A 15,775-nucleotide genomic window follows, 5' to 3' on the forward strand; every position below is an offset into this window, starting at 1 on the left:
TTAATCCGCTGCCTAAGATGCCGCTTGAATCCATGCTATGAAGGTAGGCCTGCGTCGATGGGTGCCGGACATGATCACGGCGGTGGCGCCGTCAAATTCGAAAAACCCCTTTGGATCGCGCTGGCGCTGACCTCGTGTTTTCTGATCGTGGAAGTGGTGGGGGCATTTGTTTCCAACAGCCTCGCCTTGCTTTCGGATGCGGCGCATATGGGCACCGATGTCATTGCCTTGGCGATTTCCCTGTTCGCGGTGCGCTTGGGCAAACGTCCGGCTGACGCCAAACGAACCTACGGTTACGCGCGTATGGAAGCCATTGGTGCATTGATCAACGGTGGCTTGTTGTTTTCGGTCGCCGGATTCGTGCTTTGGGAAGCCCTCGGGCGCTTTCTCTCGCCGCCGCCTGTGGCATCGAACGCCATGTTGTTGGTCGCTGCGATCGGCCTGGTCATCAATCTGATTTCCATGCGATTGCTAAAGGCCGGTGCGGGGGAGAACCTCAATATGAAAGGGGCTTATCTGGAGGTCTGGAGCGATATGCTCGGATCAGTCGGGGTGATTATCGGTGCCCTGGTAATCCGAATGACGGGGTGGACCGTGGTGGATCCGATCATTGCCGTGTTGATCGGCCTGTGGGTGCTCCCAAGGACATGGATTTTGTTGAAGCAATCCAGTCATATTTTGATGCAGGGCGTGCCTGATGGATTGGATTTGGATGCGGTGCGGGCGAGTTTGGCCGAGCATCCGGCGGTGTCGGAAGTGCACGATTTACATGCGTGGGCGCTGGGGTCCAAAGATGCGGTGCTGACCGTTCACGTTGTGGTGGGACCCGGCGTTACCGAACCTGACCGAATTCGATCAGAGCTTGCGGAACTTTTGCATGATCGGTTTGATGTAGAGCACGCCACGATCCAGGTCGAGTCTGCGCATTGCGGCGGACATGCCCTGCATGCCTGATTGGCATGCGCCGACAAACGGATTTCTAACGCGCCCCAGGTCGTTTTTACAGCATCATGGGCACTGACTCCCCATTGATGTGAATTTATGCTCGAGATGCTCTCTGATCCGCAAATCTGGATCGCGCTCCTGACCCTGACGGCCTTGGAGCTCGTGCTCGGCATAGACAACATCATTTTCATTTCAATTTTGTCAGGTCGTCTGCCGGTCGAACAACGCGACCGCGCCCGCAAGGTCGGCTTGGCACTCGCTGCGATTACGCGCATTGGCTTGTTGTTCGCCATCAGTTGGATCATCGGTTTGACCGATCCGCTGTTCAACGTCGCCGGTCATCCGATTTCCTGGCGCGACATCATCCTGATCGGTGGTGGTCTGTTCTTGATCGGAAAAGCCTCGCACGAGATCCATAACAAGGTGGAAGAGGCTGGCGCACCATTGGAACCGTTTTCGGCCTCGGCGACATTCGCCGGTGTGATCGCCCAAATCATGGTGCTGGACATCGTTTTCTCGCTCGATTCGATCATTACCGCCGTGGGCATGGTCGATGAGCGTTGGGTCATGGTGACCGCAATTCTGATCTCGATCGCCTTCATGGTGGCGTTTGCCAAGCCGCTGAGCGATTTCGTTGAGCGCCATCCGACGGTCAAGATTCTTGCATTGGCGTTCCTGATGATGATCGGTCTGGTGCTGATCGCGGACGGCTTCGGGATGCACATTCCCAAGGGCTACGTGTATTCGGCGATGGCGTTTTCGGTCTTCGTTGAGCTGATCAATCTGTGGTTGCGGCGTAAGGCGCGTTTGGCGGGTAAGACCGCAGGACCGGCGGATAAAGCGTAAGCGCTCCCAGCCATGCGTGGGCGTTTACATAATATGCATTATGCGAACTACTATAGATGAGTGACAACAACGAGCCCTACTTGGCAGCGCCGATGAAAACGCCGGAATCCGGGATAAAACCGACGAACCGTCTGCGCTTGTCCAACACCAATGCATTCCTTCGTCGCAACGCCCGTTGGTTTTTTTGGGCCGCTGTGGCCGGAACCTTGGCGAAGATTACAGAGGAAGTTCTCGAGTTCGACCTCATCCCTGTGGATCGCAGCATTCTGCTGTTCCTGCATCAATGGATTCCGGCAAGTTGGTTGCCGCTCGTCAATGCCGCGACACTCACCGGGTCGTCGAAGTTCCTGATCCCGTTGGTTGCGGTTATCGCCGTTGCGCTGTGGCTTCGACGCCACAGATTTGAAGCCATACAAATTGCCCTGGCGATGGCGGTCGCAGGCGCGGTCATCTATATCGTTAAAACTTCAGTGAATCGCGTCAGGCCCCAACTTTGGGAGACAGAGACCTATTGGGGCTCCAGCTTTCCCAGCGGACATACGTTGGGCGTTGCTGCGGTCGCGACCGCGTGCTGGTTGGCGGTTTCGCGTTTGGCGCCGCGGCATCTGACCCTCGCCAGCCTTTCGTTAACGGCTTGGGTCTGCTTGGTGGCGCTGTCTCGATTGATCTTGGGCGTGCATTGGCCAACCGACGTCGCCGCGGCCGCATGTGCAGGCTTGCTGATTGCTGTGGCAATCAACGGCATCGGGCTGATGATCAAACGCAGGGCGCCATTGCGCTGAACCAGAGATTCGGTACGCTAGGGCATGGAGACGAAAATGCCCAATTCGCAGTTTGAAACAACGCTTCAGACGCTCCGCAACAATTTCGACAGCGGCGTCACGCGTTCAATCGAATGGCGACGACGACGTCTGCAGCAATTGGATAGATTGTTACAGGAAAACGCGGCAGCGCTAGAAGCCGCATTGAAATCCGACCTCGGCAAATGTGCGGTGGAAGCAAAGCTCACCGAAACCGCATTCTTACGTTCTGAAATCGCCCATGCACTTCGGCATTTGAAGTGCTGGATGCGTCCACGCCGTCTCGGTATGCCGCTCTCGTTGCAGCCTGCCAGCGGAATTTTGCAGGCGGAACCTCTGGGTGTCGTGCTGATCATCGCACCTTGGAACTATCCGATCCAGTTGTTATTTTCACCGTTGGCAAGCGCCCTCGCCGCCGGCAATACCGCGATTTTGAAGCCGAGCGAAGTCGCGACGCATTGCAGCGCGCTGATTGCGGAACTGGTGCCGAAGTATTTCAAGCCCGACGAAGTGGCGGTGGTGGAAGGCGGGGTGGCCGAGACCACTGCCCTGCTCGCCCTGCCCTACGATCACATTTTTTATACCGGTAACGGCCAGGTGGCGCGCGTCATTCTGCAAGCGGCCGCTGCGCATCTGACGCCGGTAACCTTGGAACTCGGCGGAAAATGTCCGGCGTGGGTGGATGAAAGTGCGGATCTTGCCGTCACGGCGCAGCGCTTGGTCTGGGCAAAATTTTTGAATGCCGGTCAAACCTGTGTTGCACCGGATCATGTGCTGGCATCACGCGGCACATTGGACAAACTCAAGCCGCTGTTGATCGCCGCCATTCGCGAGCAATTCGGCGAGGCACCGTCGGACAGCGCGGCATATGGTCGCATCATCAATGCAAAGCACTTCGATCGACTCGTGGGATTGTTGTCAGACGCCACGATCATCTCGGGCGGCAAGCACGACGCCCAACAGCGTTACATTGCGCCCACGCTGGTCGAAGGCATCGCGCAGTCGCACCCGCTGATGCAAGAGGAAATATTCGGCCCGATCTTGCCTTTGATAGAAGTCAAGGGATTGGACGCAGCCATCGCATCGATTCGTGCATATGGCAAACCGCTTGCTGTGTATGCATTTACGCGTGACGCAACCGTGCGAAAAACCTTGGCAGAACGCACAGCATCGGGTGCATTGGTATTCAACATGGCGGTCGGTCATCTCGGTGCAGCTGAAGTGCCGTTCGGCGGCGTCGGCGAAAGTGGCATGGGGGCCAGTCATGGCTGGGCGGGGTTCCAAACATTCAGTCATCTGCGCCCGGTGGTCGACAAATCATTTTGGCCGGACACCCTGAAGCTCATCATGCCGCCCTATGGACGAACGGTGGAACGCGTCATCAAATATCTGATCGCAAAGGAATGAAGGGAATGGGATTCAGCGTGCGTGGGTGCGACGTGCTGGTCACGGGCGCGGCAATGGGGATGGGTCGTTTGTTTGCCCTGCGCGCCGCAAAAGAAGGGGCGCGAAGTGTCATTCTTTGGGACATCGATTCGGCGAAGCTTGCGATCGTGGCCGAAGAAATCCGTGCGTTGGCCGTCATCGCCAAACCGATGCAAGTGGACGTCTCGGATGCTGATGCTGTCGCGAACGCGGCACGCAGCGTGCTTGACGAATGTGGCGGGTTGGATTTTTTGATCAACAATGCCGGCGTGGTGCGCGGTAAACCGTTTTGGGAGCATGACGTCGACGCGGACATCAAGTTCACCATGAATATCAATGCAGTGGCCCCGATGGTGATCACCCGGCAGTTCATTCGGGCGATGATGGCGCAAGACGGCAAGTCGCGCCGCATTCTGAACATCGCTTCGGCGGCGGCGACGGTATCCAATCCGCGAATGAGTGTGTATGCGTCTTCGAAATGGGCGGTGTTGGGTTGGAGCGATTCGTTGCGCCTTGAATTGGAACAAGTGGGCGATTCGCTGCTCAAGGTCACAACGTTTTGTCCCACTTATGTCGGGACCGGTATGTTTGCGGGCGCCCGAGGGCCTTTGCTAACGCCGATCATCACGCCCGAGGCGGCCGTCGATGCGGCGTGGCGTGCCATGATTGCCGGAAAGCCCATCAAGTACATGCCGTGGACCACGACGCTTGGCACCGTTCTCAAAGGACTGCTGCCGGTGCGCGCTTGGGATTTTGTCGCGGGTCGCGTCTTCGGCGTCTATCGCTCCATGGATCATTTCACCGGTCGTGCCGATCCGCCGGACTGACTAATCGTCCAACGCGCTTGCGTACGTGCGGCCTAAGAATCGATTACAAACGCAGCGCGCTAACGACCTTTCTTGCGACATCCTCCACGCCGGTGTCGACGGTATCGACGCAGAGCTCGGGTGATTCAGGCGCTTCATATGGCGAATCAATTCCGGTGAAGTTGGGGATCTCCCCTGCCCGCGCACGTGCGTACAGACCCTTCACGTCGCGCGATTCCGCCACTTCCAAGGGCGTGCTGACGTAGACCTCAAGGAATTCACCTGGCGCGAACAACTCACGCGCCATTTGTCGCTCTGAGCGAAACGGTGAGATAAAGCTCACAAGGACAATCAGTCCGGCATCCGTCATCAGTTTGGCCACTTCCGCGACCCGTCGGATGTTTTCAACCCGATCCACATCGGTGAAGCCCAAATCCCTGTTCAAACCGTGGCGGACATTGTCGCCGTCGAGAATGTACGCATGCTTCCCGAGGGCTAGCAATTGCTTCTCTACAGCGTTGGCGATGGTCGATTTGCCGGCGCCGGACAGGCCTGTAAACCAAACGCATTTGGGCGTCTGGCCGAGGCTGATGGCGCGTGCTCTTTTGTCCACCTCGATCGCTTGCCAGTGCACGTTTGTGGCACGGCGCAACGCGAACTCGATGCGTCCTGCCGCGACGGTTTCGTTGGTTTGTCTGTCGATCAAAATGAATCCGCCGAGCGCCTTCGACTGGTCGAAAGGCGCAAACGGAATGGGCGAGGCCAGCGAGATGTTGCAGGCACCGACCTGATTGATCTCGAGCTGCTTAGCCGCCAGTTGCGCTTGCGTGTCGACATCAATCAGGTGTTTGATGTCGGTCACGGTGGCCATGACCTCACGTGTGCCGCAGAGCAGTCGATAGCTGCGGCCTGGCAGCATGGGTTGGGTGGACATCCAAAGCAGATGTGTCGAGAACTGATCCGAGACTTCCAAGGGATTTGCAGCCGCACTGAGAACGTCGCCACGGCTGATGTCAATTTCCTTGTCCAGCGTCAGCGTCAAGGCTTGGCCGAGAGTGCCTTCTGATATCGCCGTTCCGCCCGAATACACGGCAGTGATCGCCGCCCGCAAGTTCGATGGCTGGATGGTCACCGTGTCGCCGGGTCGAACACGGCCGCTGACCAAGGTGCCGCAGTATCCACGAAAGTCCTGCCCCCAACGATTGACGTATTGCACCGGCAGATGGAACGCGTCAGCGATTCCGTCGATGCGCGAAGGTTCAAGCGATTCCAGCGCCGTCAACAAAGTCGGACCGCTATACCAAGGCATGCTCGTCGCAGTCTCAACGAGGTTTTCGCCTAGCAACGCGGAAACCGGAATGGCTTGAACAGAAGTGATTCCGGCGGCGCGTGCCATCTCGGCGTACTCAGTACGAATGGCATCAAACACGGCCTCGTCATGACCGACCAAGTCCATTTTGTTGACCGCCAAGATGACGTCTCTTACACCAAACAAACCGCAAATCCATGTATGCCGTCGGGTTTGTGTCAAAAGCCCCTTGCGCGCATCTACCAAGACAATGGCTGCCTCCGCATTGGAGGCGCCAGTCGCCATGTTGCGCGTATATTGCACGTGCCCGGGGCAATCCGCCACGATGAAACTACGTACCGGCGTGTGGAAATAACGATAGGCAACATCAATGGTGATGCCCTGCTCGCGCTCCGCATCCAAGCCGTCGAGCAATGCTGCAAAGTCGACCGCACCTTGTGTATCGGTGGCCGCGCGCAACTGGTCGTCAAAGACTGCGCCGGTATCATTCAACAAACGACCGATCAGTGTGCTCTTGCCGTCATCAACGCTGCCGCACGTAATGAAGCGCAACTGGGAGTGCTGCGAAGCACGCATCAGAAATACCCCTCGCGCTTTTTCTTTTCCATGGACGCGCCGGGGTCGTGATCAATCACCCGACCCTGACGTTCCGAATCCCGGGACGCGCGCATCTCGGCAATGATGTCATCAAGGGTTTCGGCGGTTGATTCGATTGCGCCCGTCAGCGGATAGCAGCCGAGGGTTCGGAAACGAACGCAACGCTCTTCGACTTTCTCGTCAGGCCCGATCGGCATGCGGTCGTCGTCCACCATGATCCAGGCACCATTGCGGTTGACCACCGGTCGCATCTTTGCGAAATACAGCGAAGGAACTGGAATCCGCTCGCGTCGGATATATTCCCACACATCCAATTCGGTCCAGTTCGACAAGGGGAAAACCCGCACGGACTCGCCTTCATTTAGATGAGTGTTGTACAAGGACCACAGTTCAGGACGTTGATGTTTGGGATCCCAGTGGTGGTGCGTGTTCCTGAAGCTGAAGACGCGCTCTTTGGCCCGTGATTTCTCTTCATCACGCCGGGCGCCGCCGATTGCCGCGTCCACTTTGAAAAGATTCAACGCCTGTTTCAGCGCGTCGGTTTTCATGATTTGGGTGTGTTTCGCAGCACCGTGGGTAAAAGGTCCGACACCCTCCGCTACACCCTCGGGATTGGTATGCACATGGAGGGGGATGCCCGTCTCACGCACACGCATATCGCGGAATGCAATCATTTCGCGAAACTTCCAACCTGTATCCACGTGCAGGAGAGAAATCGGTGACATTGCCGGCGCGAAGGCCTTTTGCAACAGGTGCAGAAGCACGGAGCTGTCTTTGCCGATCGAATACAGCATGACCGGTCGATGAAAGCAGGCCGCCACCTCGCGAAGAATGTGGATGCTCTCGGATTCCAGTTGATCCAACGTACCAGTCACCGCGTTCTGTTTGACCTCAGCCGCGACCGTAAACGTCATCAAAGCGGACGATATCGTCCTCGCCAAGATAGCTGCCGGATTGCACTTCGATCAATTCCAAGGGAACGACACCCGGATTTTCCAGTCGATGTTTGACACCCAAGGGGATGTAGGTGCTTTGGTTCTCCGACAGCATGATGATTTCTTCGCCACGCGTCACACGTCCCGTGCCGCTGACAACGATCCAATGTTCGGCTCTATGGTGATGCATCTGCAGGCTGAGTTGCGCTCCGGGTTTTACCGTAATGCGTTTGACCTGGAAACGGCCACCGACATCAATCGAATCGTAATTTCCCCAAGGGCGATAAACCTTGCGGTGCGCACTCGGCTCACTGCGACCTGCGGCCTTCAGCTTTCCGACGATCCCTTTGATGTCTTGGACTTTGTCCTTGTGCGCTACCAGAACCGCGTCGGCGGTATCCACCACCACCACGTCTTCAAGTCCCAATAGCGCGACCAACCGTTGATCACTCCAGGCCAATGTGTTGCGACATTGCTCGGCAAGCACATCGCCATGGTGCGCATTGCCGTTGCTATCTTGTTCTGCAACTTCCCAAAGCGCCGACCAACTGCCGACGTCGTTCCAGCCGACGTCGATAGGCAGCACGGCCGCGGAGTCTGTTTTTTCCATAACCGCGTAGTCGATAGAGTCGGAAGGGGAAGCTTCAAAAGCGGTGCGATCCAAACGCACAAAATCCGTTTCCCGGCGCGCCTTCGCCAATGCTGCGCGACTCGCGTCGAGCATTGCGGGTTGATGGGTCGCCAATGCATCGAGATACGCGGACGCTTTGAACAAGAACATCCCGCTGTTCCAGAAATAACAACCGCTAGCGACGTATGCTTCTGCAGTTGCGGCGTCGGGTTTCTCAACAAATCGCTCGACGCGCTTGACGCCCTCGCCGTCCGCCGATTGTATGTAGCCGTAGCCGGTTTCGGGCGCAGTCGGCACAATGCCGAAAGTTACCAATTGTCCTGTTTCCGCCGCAGTGCATGCCTCTAGCAATGCAGCTTGAAATGCCTCTAAATCAGCGATCACGTGATCAGAAGGCAAGACCAGCAAGAGCGGGTCACCCCCGTTGGAAATGGCCTCGAGTGCCGCGACGGCGATGGCGGGTGCCGTGTTGCGTCCTACCGGTTCCAACAAGATCACTGGGTTCGGGCATCCTGCTTCACGCAATTGCTCCGCCACCATGAATCGGTGCTCCTCTCCAGCAACCACGATTGGAGATGCACTGGCCACAGACTTTACTCGGTTCCAAGTAGCCTGCAACATCGTGTCCCCGCCCATCAGGCTTAGGAACTGTTTCGGAAACCCTTCCCGCGACAGGGGCCACAAGCGGGTGCCGGAGCCACCGGAAAGAATTACGGGAATCATAGAGATATTTCCTAGTAGGTACCTAGACTCAGTATAACTCGGTACAAAGCGGTGCCGGACGACTCATCCCTTGTCGTGCAACGCTTTCGCGCGCGCGTTGCGCAACGCATCCAGCTTTTCCTTGAGCCTGATTTCTAAACCCCTGTCGACAGGGTTGTAATACACACGTTCACCCATGGCGTCCGGAAATCCGGATTGCGACAAGGCGACGCCGCCGTCCACATCATGGTCGTATTGATAGCCCTTGGCATAGCCGAGCGACTTCATCAGCTTCGTCGGTGCGTTGCGCAAATGCATGGGAACGTCCATGGTTCCGAACGACGTCGCGTCCGACACCGCAGCTTTGTATGCCGTATATGCGGCGTTGGACTTCGCGGTGCTGGCAAGGTAAATCACAACTTGCGCCAAAGCCAGCTCGCCCTCAGGTGAGCCGAGCCGGTCATAGGCGTCCCATGCATCTGTCGCCATTTGCAGGGCTCGCGGGTCGGCGAGTCCGATGTCTTCCACCGCCATGCGGGTAAGCCTGCGCGCAAGATAAATCGGATCGCAGCCTCCATCCAACATGCGCGCGAACCAGTACAGGGCGCCATCCGGATTCGAACTTCGGACGTTCTTGTGCAGCGCGGAGATTTGATCGTGGAACTGCTCGCCGCGTTTATCGAACCGGCGCGTCCGGTCTGCCAGCACTTGTTGTAGTGTGCCTTCGGTAATTCGATTGGCATCTTCCGAAGCGATGGATGCCGCAATTTCCAGCAACGTGAGCGCTCGCCGGACATCGCCATCCGCCGCCAACGCGATCTCGGCCAAACGTTCGTCCGCGACCTCGATGCCCGCATTTCCCAAACCGTTTGCTTGGTCATCCAAAGCCTGACGCAGCGCGCTGACAATATCGTCGACCGCCAAGGCTTCCATCACATGGACGCGGCACCTGGACAAGAGTGCGGAGTTCAATTCGAACGACGGGTTCTCCGTAGTCGCCCCGACGAAGGTGATGCTGCCTCGCTCGATAAACGGCAAGAAGGCATCTTGTTGAATTTTGTTAAATCGATGGACTTCGTCGACGAACAGCACGGTGCGACGACCGCCTTGGAAACGCGCCTCCGCTTCCTGCAAGACTTTGCGCACTTCCGGCAATCCTGCCATGACCGCGGAGATGGAAATGAATTCGGCGTCCGCATATTGGGCGAGAAGCAATGCCAAGGTGGTTTTTCCGCAACCCGGCGGTCCCCACAACACCATCGAGTGAATCCGGCCGGCTTCGATAGCGCGTCGGAGCGCGGTGCCTTCGGCCAGTAGGCGTTGTTGCCCGACCATGTCGGACAAGGCGCGCGGTCGCATGCGTTCTGCGAGCGGACGCGCCTCGTCCAAGAGAGAAGGAAAAAGCGAATCGGGCTGCGTCATGCACTCACTATACCGGCGTGCTGATGCCGATCAGTTGCCGACGACGTCGGTGCCTTTGGGAACCACGAACTTGAAGTTGCCAGCCGGCAATCCGACATTTCGTTCCCACTTGGCAAAAACCATTTTGGTGGTCTGTCCCAAGGAATCTTTGAGGTCGATTTGATACAGCGCGTTGTCTTTGAAGCCCAAACGGGCACTCTCGACACCGGCATCGGCCTTGTTCTTCGGCGTCAGATTCAACCACTCGACACCGTTGGTCACGCCGCCTTCTCTGGCGATGAACAACGCGTCAAGTTTCGCCGGGTCAGTCAGCACCGTCAGCGGGCTGTTTTGTTCTTCGGTGCCTTGTTCACGTTTGGTCACTTGCTTGAGATCCGGCTCATGGATCCAAACCGTCTTGCCGTCGGCGACGATAAGTTGTTGGTACGGCTTGACGTATTCCCAGCGAAACAGATTCGGCCTCGACATGGAGACGCGTCCGGAACTGCTGGTTTTGAGACGCCCTTTCGCGTCGTAGACCTGTTGCGCGAAACCACCCCGCAGGGACTTCAATCCTTGCGTGAATTTGTTGAGTTGGTCACGCCCGCTCGCATTGGCGAGCATCGGGGTCAGCATCAGGCCCAGGGCGCCCGCGAGCAATGTCTTGGAAATCTTCATTCCAGTACTCCGTTGAGTCATGCCTCGAGTCTCGCCCATGCAAGCTGAATGCGGTTTCAAATGCCCGTTTGCGGTTTAGCGGCGGTTGTTGAGGCCTGACTCAATCCCGCGGTGGCGGCGGCGCCAATACAGTGCGATCCCCATTGTGCTCGGGTGGTGTCACGACGCCGGCTGCTTCCATGGCTTCGACCAAACGGGCCGCGCGGTTGTAGCCGATTTTCAAGCGGCGCTGCACGCCGGAAATCGAGGCGCGGCGTGTTTCGGTGACGATCCGAACCGCTTCGTCGTAGAGAGGATCGCTTTCATCGCCGCCAGACGTCGCTGCCTCGGGCAATCCACTCATGCCGACGCTGCTGCCGTCATACATGGTCTGGACTTCTTCCAGCACACCTTCGATGTAGTCCGGCTGCCCACCGCCCGCCTTCAAATGCTCGACCACCCGGTGCACTTCTTCATCGCTCACGAATGCGCCGTGGATGCGCTCAGGCAAGGAAGTGCCCGGCGGCATGTACAACATGTCGCCATGGCCGAGCAAAGTCTCTGCACCGGACTGATCGAGAATCGTGCGCGAATCGATTTTGCTCGACACTTGGAATGCAATGCGCGTCGGAATATTGGCCTTGATCAAACCGGTGATTACGTCCACAGAGGGCCGTTGTGTCGCCAGGATCAAATGGATGCCGGCTGCCCGCGCCTTTTGAGCAAGGCGCGCGATGAGCTCTTCGACCTTTTTGCCGACGATCATCATCATGTCGGCGAATTCGTCGATGAAAACAACGATGTACGGAAGCGGTTCCAAAGCAGACGGCACTTCGTCCGGCATCCCCGAGGGCTTGAACAAGGGGTCCATGATCGGCTGGCCGGCATCGGCCGCATCTTTCACTTTCTTGTTGAACCCCGCCAAGTTGCGCACGCCTACGGCGCTCATCAACTTGTAGCGACGCTCCATTTCCCCGACGCACCAACGCAGCCCGTTGGCGGCTTCCTTCATGTCGGTCACGACCGGCGCCAACAAATGCGGAATGCCTTGATAGACAGACAGTTCCAACATCTTCGGGTCGATCATCAGCATGCGCACGTCTTTCGCACTTGCTTTGAACAACAACGAAAGGACCATCGCATTGACTGCGACGGATTTACCTGAGCCGGTAGTACCGGCGACCAACAAGTGCGGCATTCGTGCCAAGTCGGCAACTGTCGGATGACCGGCGATGTCTTTGCCCAAGGCCAATGTCAGCGGGCTGGCCGACTTGTCGTATTCCTTAGAGCGCAACAGCTCGCTGAGGTAGATCATCTCCCGGCGAACATTCGGGATTTCCAAGCCAATGACCGATTTGCCGGGAATGACGTCAACCACACGCACAGATTTGACCGACAGGCCGCGCGCGATGTCTTTGTCCAAGGATGAAATCTGACTGACCTTGACGCCCGGCGCCGGTTCGATTTCAAAGCGCGTAATCACCGGGCCCGGGTACGCGCCGACCACTTGTGCGTCGATCCGGAAGTCTTTGAGTTTGTATTCGATCTGGCGCGACAGCGTCTCCAACGTGTCCTCGTCGTAACCTTTGGGTTGCGGCTTCGGATCGTCCAGCAAGGCCAACGGCGGCACTGCGCCGGGATCGCCTCCCGTAAACAATGGAATTTGTTGATCGCGCTTGGCGCGCTCGCTCTTTTCCACCACGGGTGCGGCCGGCGGCTCGATCTTCACTTTTTCGCGCTTGGCGCGAAGCTCGGTATCTTGCTTGCGCGCTTCTTCACGGACTTCACGCATTTGGCGGGCTTCTTGCCATTGCACCGCTTGCTTCTGCTTTTCGCGGAACACACCGGGAATCTTCATGATCCAGCCGCCGATCCAATCCATGACTTTGAACCAGGAAAGCCCGGTTGCCATGGTCATGGACACCATCAGCAATGTCAGCAGGAACAGCATGCTGCCCACGGTGCCGAACCCCTTGGTGAGCGACCGACCGACCAGCTCGCCCAAGATCCCACCCGCTTGCGCGGAGAAATTTTCGACGCTGCCGATACGCACATGCAGAATGCCGACCGCCGCGATGATGAACGCGAAAATGCCGATCAGGCGGAATGCGGCGCCGATGTCCGGTTCGCCGTCGCCATCACTGTCGGTCTTGAACAGAACCAGCCAGCACACCGCGCCCAAGACGATCGGTATCAGCCAGGCGACGTAGCCAAAGAGAAAAATGAGAATCGAGGACAGGTAGGCGCCGACACGCCCACCTGCGTTATGCAGTTCGCCCGTCACCCCCAAGCTGCCGCCGGTGGACCAACCCGGGTCGGCTGAGGAATAGGTGAAAAGGCTGGCGAACAAATACAGCAAGACAGGGGCGATGGCGATCATCGAAAGATCGCGCATCATTTTCTGCCGTTTGGGATTCGGCGGCGCGGCGACGCGTTCCGGTGCGGGGGAAGGACGCTTGCGTCGCGTCGGGTTGCGCGTTGCCACTTCCTGTATTACCTCAAGTCAGTCCTGCAAGTCATTGAGTTTCAATCAAACTTTCATATCTTGCAAGGCGGGATGCACCAGTTTGCCGCCTTCGACGTTGATTCCCTTGACCAATGCCTCGTTGTCGCGCCAGTTACCGGCCGCAAGCTTGTTGACCCACGGCAGGATGGCCGCGCAAATCGCTTGAGAGCTGGTCTGCGGGACTGCGCCCGGCATATTGGTCACGCAGAAATGGGTCACGCCCTCTTCCACATAGGTCGGCTCTTTCCAGGTCGTGGGACGCGAGGTTTCGAAACAGCCGCCTTGGTCGATAGCGATATCGACGACGACGCTGCCGTCTTCCATGTCCTTCAACATCTCGCGGGTCATGACGTGCGGTGCCTTCGCACCGGTCACCAAGACAGCGCCAATGACCAGATCCGCCTTGGCGACGGCTTGCGCCACGACGTCGTGATACGGATAGAGTGCGGTCACGTTGTTGCCGAGGCGCATCATTTCTTCCATGCGATCGGTGCGCATTTCAAAGACGGTCACATTCGCGCCGCCTGCAGCGGCCAGCGCGGCGGCTGCACCGCCCGCCTTGCCAGCGCCGAACACGACGACGTTGCCGCGCTCAGTCGACGCCATACCGCCGAGCAATTTGCCCTTCCCGCCCATCGGCTGGTGCAACAAATGCGTACCCACTTGCACGCCGATCTTGCCGGCAATGACGGACATCGGTGCCAGCAGCGGCAGGTCACCGTTGGGGAGTTCGACGGTCTCGAAAGCGACGGCGGTCAAACCGATGTCCAGCAGCTGACGGGTCAATGCCGGCTCGGCAGCCAAATGCAGGTAGCAGAACAGCAGGTGGTCTTTGCGCAAATGCTGCAAGTCGCCTGCGATCGGCTCTTTAACTTTGACGATCATCTCGCCCTTTTCATACAGGTCAGCGGCGTCGGCGGCGATCTTGACGCCCAGCTTTTCGTAGTCGGCATCTTTGAAGCCCGATTTGACCCCGGCATCTTTCTCCACCCATACCTCGTGGCCGCGCTTGACGAGATCGCCGGCTGCAGCAGGTACGAGGGCCACGCGGCCTTCCAGGGTCTTGGTTTCTTTGGGGACGCCAATGCGCATGAGGAACTCCGTTAAGGAATCTGATCGATTCCATTGAAAGGTTTGATGGCCCGAGCATGGATTGCCGGAACCGGTGCCGTCTGCATCCCCTAAACTATGGGCTGATGCATTCATAAGACAAAGTATATCCATGAGCACCCCGAAACACTGCCATTTGTTGATTCTCGGCTCCGGCCCCGCGGGTTGGACCGCCGCTGTCTACGCCGCTCGTGCCAACCTGAAGCCGGTGGTTGTGACCGGTATGCAGATGGGTGGGCAACTGATGACGACGACGGAAGTCGACAACTGGCCGGGCGATGCCCACGGCTTGATGGGTCCCGCGTTGATGGAACGCTTGCAGGCCCATGCCGAGCGCTTCGACACGGAAGTGGTGATTGACGAGATCCACACAGCCGATCTGTCCAAACGTCCGTTCCGATTAATTGGCGGTGCAGGTGAATACACGGCGGATGCGCTGGTCATCTCAACTGGTGCGACGGCGAAATACTTGGGCATTCCGAGTGAGGATCTCTTCAAAGGTCGCGGCGTCTCTGCCTGTGCCACCTGCGACGGATTCTTCTACAAAGACAAAGATGTCGCCGTCATCGGCGGCGGCAATACCGCCGTGGAAGAAGCGCTGTACCTCTCCAACATTGCCAGCAAGGTCTACCTCGTTCACCGCCGCGACACCCTGCGCGCCGAAAAGATCATGCAAGACAAGCTGTTCGCCAAGATCGAGACCGGCAAGATCGTGCCGATCTGGCATCACACAGTTGACGAGGTGCTGGGTGATGAGATGGGTGTGACCGGTTTGCGTCTGGCGTCGGTGCAAGACGGCGCCAAGCAAGACATTGTCGTCCATGGCATGTTTGTGGCGATCGGTCACCATCCGAACACCCAATTGTTTGACGGCCAGTTGGCGATGAACAACGGCTACATCGTGGTGAATTCCGGCATCAATGGCAACGCTACGATGACCTCGATTCCGGGCGTTTTCGCTGCTGGTGACGTCGCTGATCAGCATTACCGTCAGGCCATCACGTCGGCGGGATCCGGTTGTATGGCCGCATTGGATGCGGAACGCTGGTTGGAAACGGAAGGCTGAAACCCAGTGGCGGCACCACGCCGCCCTGATCATCTCCGT

General features: G+C 57.8%; 13 protein-coding genes. 6 read left to right on the forward strand and 7 right to left on the reverse strand.

Annotated elements, in window-relative coordinates:
* Positions 1-57 precede the first annotated feature (57 nt).
* From H8L67_RS05780 to H8L67_RS05800, 5 genes are all read left to right on the forward strand, one after another.
* Entirely contained in the window at positions 58-954 is an 897-nt protein-coding gene (locus H8L67_RS05780; protein WP_220378920.1) for a cation diffusion facilitator family transporter, read from the forward strand.
* An 87-nt stretch (positions 955-1,041) separates the two neighbouring features.
* The gene (locus tag H8L67_RS05785) at positions 1,042-1,791 is read left to right on the forward strand and encodes a TerC family protein (protein WP_220378921.1); all 750 of its coding nucleotides are present in this window, start codon (positions 1,042-1,044) and stop codon (positions 1,789-1,791) included.
* Positions 1,792-1,847: 56 nt separating this feature from the next.
* Positions 1,848-2,573, forward strand: a complete 726-nt coding sequence (locus H8L67_RS05790; protein ID WP_220378922.1) for a phosphatase PAP2 family protein — start codon at positions 1,848-1,850, stop codon at positions 2,571-2,573.
* Positions 2,574-2,609: 36 nt separating this feature from the next.
* Complete coding sequence (locus tag H8L67_RS05795; protein WP_220378923.1) at positions 2,610-3,998, forward strand: aldehyde dehydrogenase family protein; 1,389 nt, start codon at positions 2,610-2,612, stop codon at positions 3,996-3,998.
* A 5-nt stretch (positions 3,999-4,003) separates the two neighbouring features.
* On the forward strand, positions 4,004-4,843 hold the full coding sequence (locus tag H8L67_RS05800) for an SDR family NAD(P)-dependent oxidoreductase (RefSeq protein ID WP_220378924.1): 840 nt from the start codon (positions 4,004-4,006) through the stop codon (positions 4,841-4,843).
* A 43-nt stretch (positions 4,844-4,886) separates the two neighbouring features.
* On the opposite strand, the gene cysC is transcribed toward H8L67_RS05800, so the two are convergent.
* The 7 genes from cysC to ald form a co-directional block, all read right to left on the reverse strand.
* Entirely contained in the window at positions 4,887-6,707 is a 1,821-nt protein-coding gene (gene cysC / locus H8L67_RS05805) for an adenylyl-sulfate kinase (protein WP_220378925.1), read from the reverse strand.
* Positions 6,707-7,642: a sulfate adenylyltransferase subunit CysD gene (cysD, locus tag H8L67_RS05810; protein ID WP_220378926.1), complete on the reverse strand. Its 936-nt coding sequence runs from the start codon at positions 7,640-7,642 to the stop codon at positions 6,707-6,709. The genes cysC and cysD overlap by 1 nt, the downstream gene beginning before the upstream one ends.
* The gene (locus tag H8L67_RS05815) at positions 7,620-9,017 is read right to left on the reverse strand and encodes a mannose-1-phosphate guanylyltransferase/mannose-6-phosphate isomerase (protein WP_220378927.1); all 1,398 of its coding nucleotides are present in this window, start codon (positions 9,015-9,017) and stop codon (positions 7,620-7,622) included. The genes cysD and H8L67_RS05815 overlap by 23 nt, the downstream gene beginning before the upstream one ends.
* A gap of 63 nt (positions 9,018-9,080) precedes the next feature.
* Positions 9,081-10,418, reverse strand: coding sequence for a replication-associated recombination protein A (locus H8L67_RS05820; RefSeq protein ID WP_220378928.1), 1,338 nt, complete (start codon positions 10,416-10,418; stop codon positions 9,081-9,083).
* Between the two features lie 30 nt (positions 10,419-10,448).
* Positions 10,449-11,075 (reverse strand): outer membrane lipoprotein periplasmic chaperone LolA, encoded by a 627-nt coding sequence (gene lolA, locus H8L67_RS05825; protein WP_220378929.1) that lies wholly within the window; start codon positions 11,073-11,075, stop codon positions 10,449-10,451.
* 100 nt (positions 11,076-11,175) lie between these two features.
* Positions 11,176-13,539 carry a DNA translocase FtsK gene (locus H8L67_RS05830; RefSeq protein ID WP_255555842.1) on the reverse strand — a complete coding sequence of 788 codons (2,364 nt, stop codon included), beginning with the start codon at positions 13,537-13,539 and terminating at the stop codon, positions 11,176-11,178.
* Positions 13,540-13,584: 45 nt separating this feature from the next.
* Complete coding sequence (gene ald, locus H8L67_RS05835; RefSeq protein ID WP_220378930.1) at positions 13,585-14,652, reverse strand: alanine dehydrogenase; 1,068 nt, start codon at positions 14,650-14,652, stop codon at positions 13,585-13,587.
* 130 nt (positions 14,653-14,782) lie between these two features.
* Between ald and trxB the strand changes: the two genes are divergently transcribed.
* Positions 14,783-15,736, forward strand: coding sequence for a thioredoxin-disulfide reductase (trxB, locus tag H8L67_RS05840; RefSeq protein ID WP_220378931.1), 954 nt, complete (start codon positions 14,783-14,785; stop codon positions 15,734-15,736).
* Positions 15,737-15,775 lie beyond the last annotated feature (39 nt).

This window comes from Lysobacter soyae (assembly GCF_019551435.1).
GTDB classification, from domain to species: Bacteria; Pseudomonadota; Gammaproteobacteria; order Xanthomonadales; family Xanthomonadaceae; genus Solilutibacter; species Solilutibacter soyae.

Bases quoted from the DNA above. Each gene is read 5' to 3' on its own strand.
- H8L67_RS05780 (WP_220378920.1), top strand. From the start codon at position 58: ATGGGTGCCGGACATGATCACGGCGGTGGCGCCGTCAAATTCGAAAAA.
- H8L67_RS05785 (WP_220378921.1), top strand. From the start codon at position 1,042: ATGCTCGAGATGCTCTCTGATCCGCAAATCTGGATCGCGCTCCTGACC.
- H8L67_RS05790 (WP_220378922.1), top strand. From the start codon at position 1,848: ATGAGTGACAACAACGAGCCCTACTTGGCAGCGCCGATGAAAACGCCG.
- H8L67_RS05795 (WP_220378923.1), top strand. From the start codon at position 2,610: ATGCCCAATTCGCAGTTTGAAACAACGCTTCAGACGCTCCGCAACAAT.
- H8L67_RS05800 (WP_220378924.1), top strand. From the start codon at position 4,004: ATGGGATTCAGCGTGCGTGGGTGCGACGTGCTGGTCACGGGCGCGGCA.
- cysC (WP_220378925.1), bottom strand. From the start codon at position 6,707: ATGCGTGCTTCGCAGCACTCCCAGTTGCGCTTCATTACGTGCGGCAGC.
- cysD (WP_220378926.1), bottom strand. From the start codon at position 7,642: ATGACGTTTACGGTCGCGGCTGAGGTCAAACAGAACGCGGTGACTGGT.
- H8L67_RS05815 (WP_220378927.1), bottom strand. From the start codon at position 9,017: ATGATTCCCGTAATTCTTTCCGGTGGCTCCGGCACCCGCTTGTGGCCC.
- H8L67_RS05820 (WP_220378928.1), bottom strand. From the start codon at position 10,418: ATGACGCAGCCCGATTCGCTTTTTCCTTCTCTCTTGGACGAGGCGCGT.
- lolA (WP_220378929.1), bottom strand. From the start codon at position 11,075: ATGAAGATTTCCAAGACATTGCTCGCGGGCGCCCTGGGCCTGATGCTG.
- ald (WP_220378930.1), bottom strand. From the start codon at position 14,652: ATGCGCATTGGCGTCCCCAAAGAAACCAAGACCCTGGAAGGCCGCGTG.
- trxB (WP_220378931.1), top strand. From the start codon at position 14,783: ATGAGCACCCCGAAACACTGCCATTTGTTGATTCTCGGCTCCGGCCCC.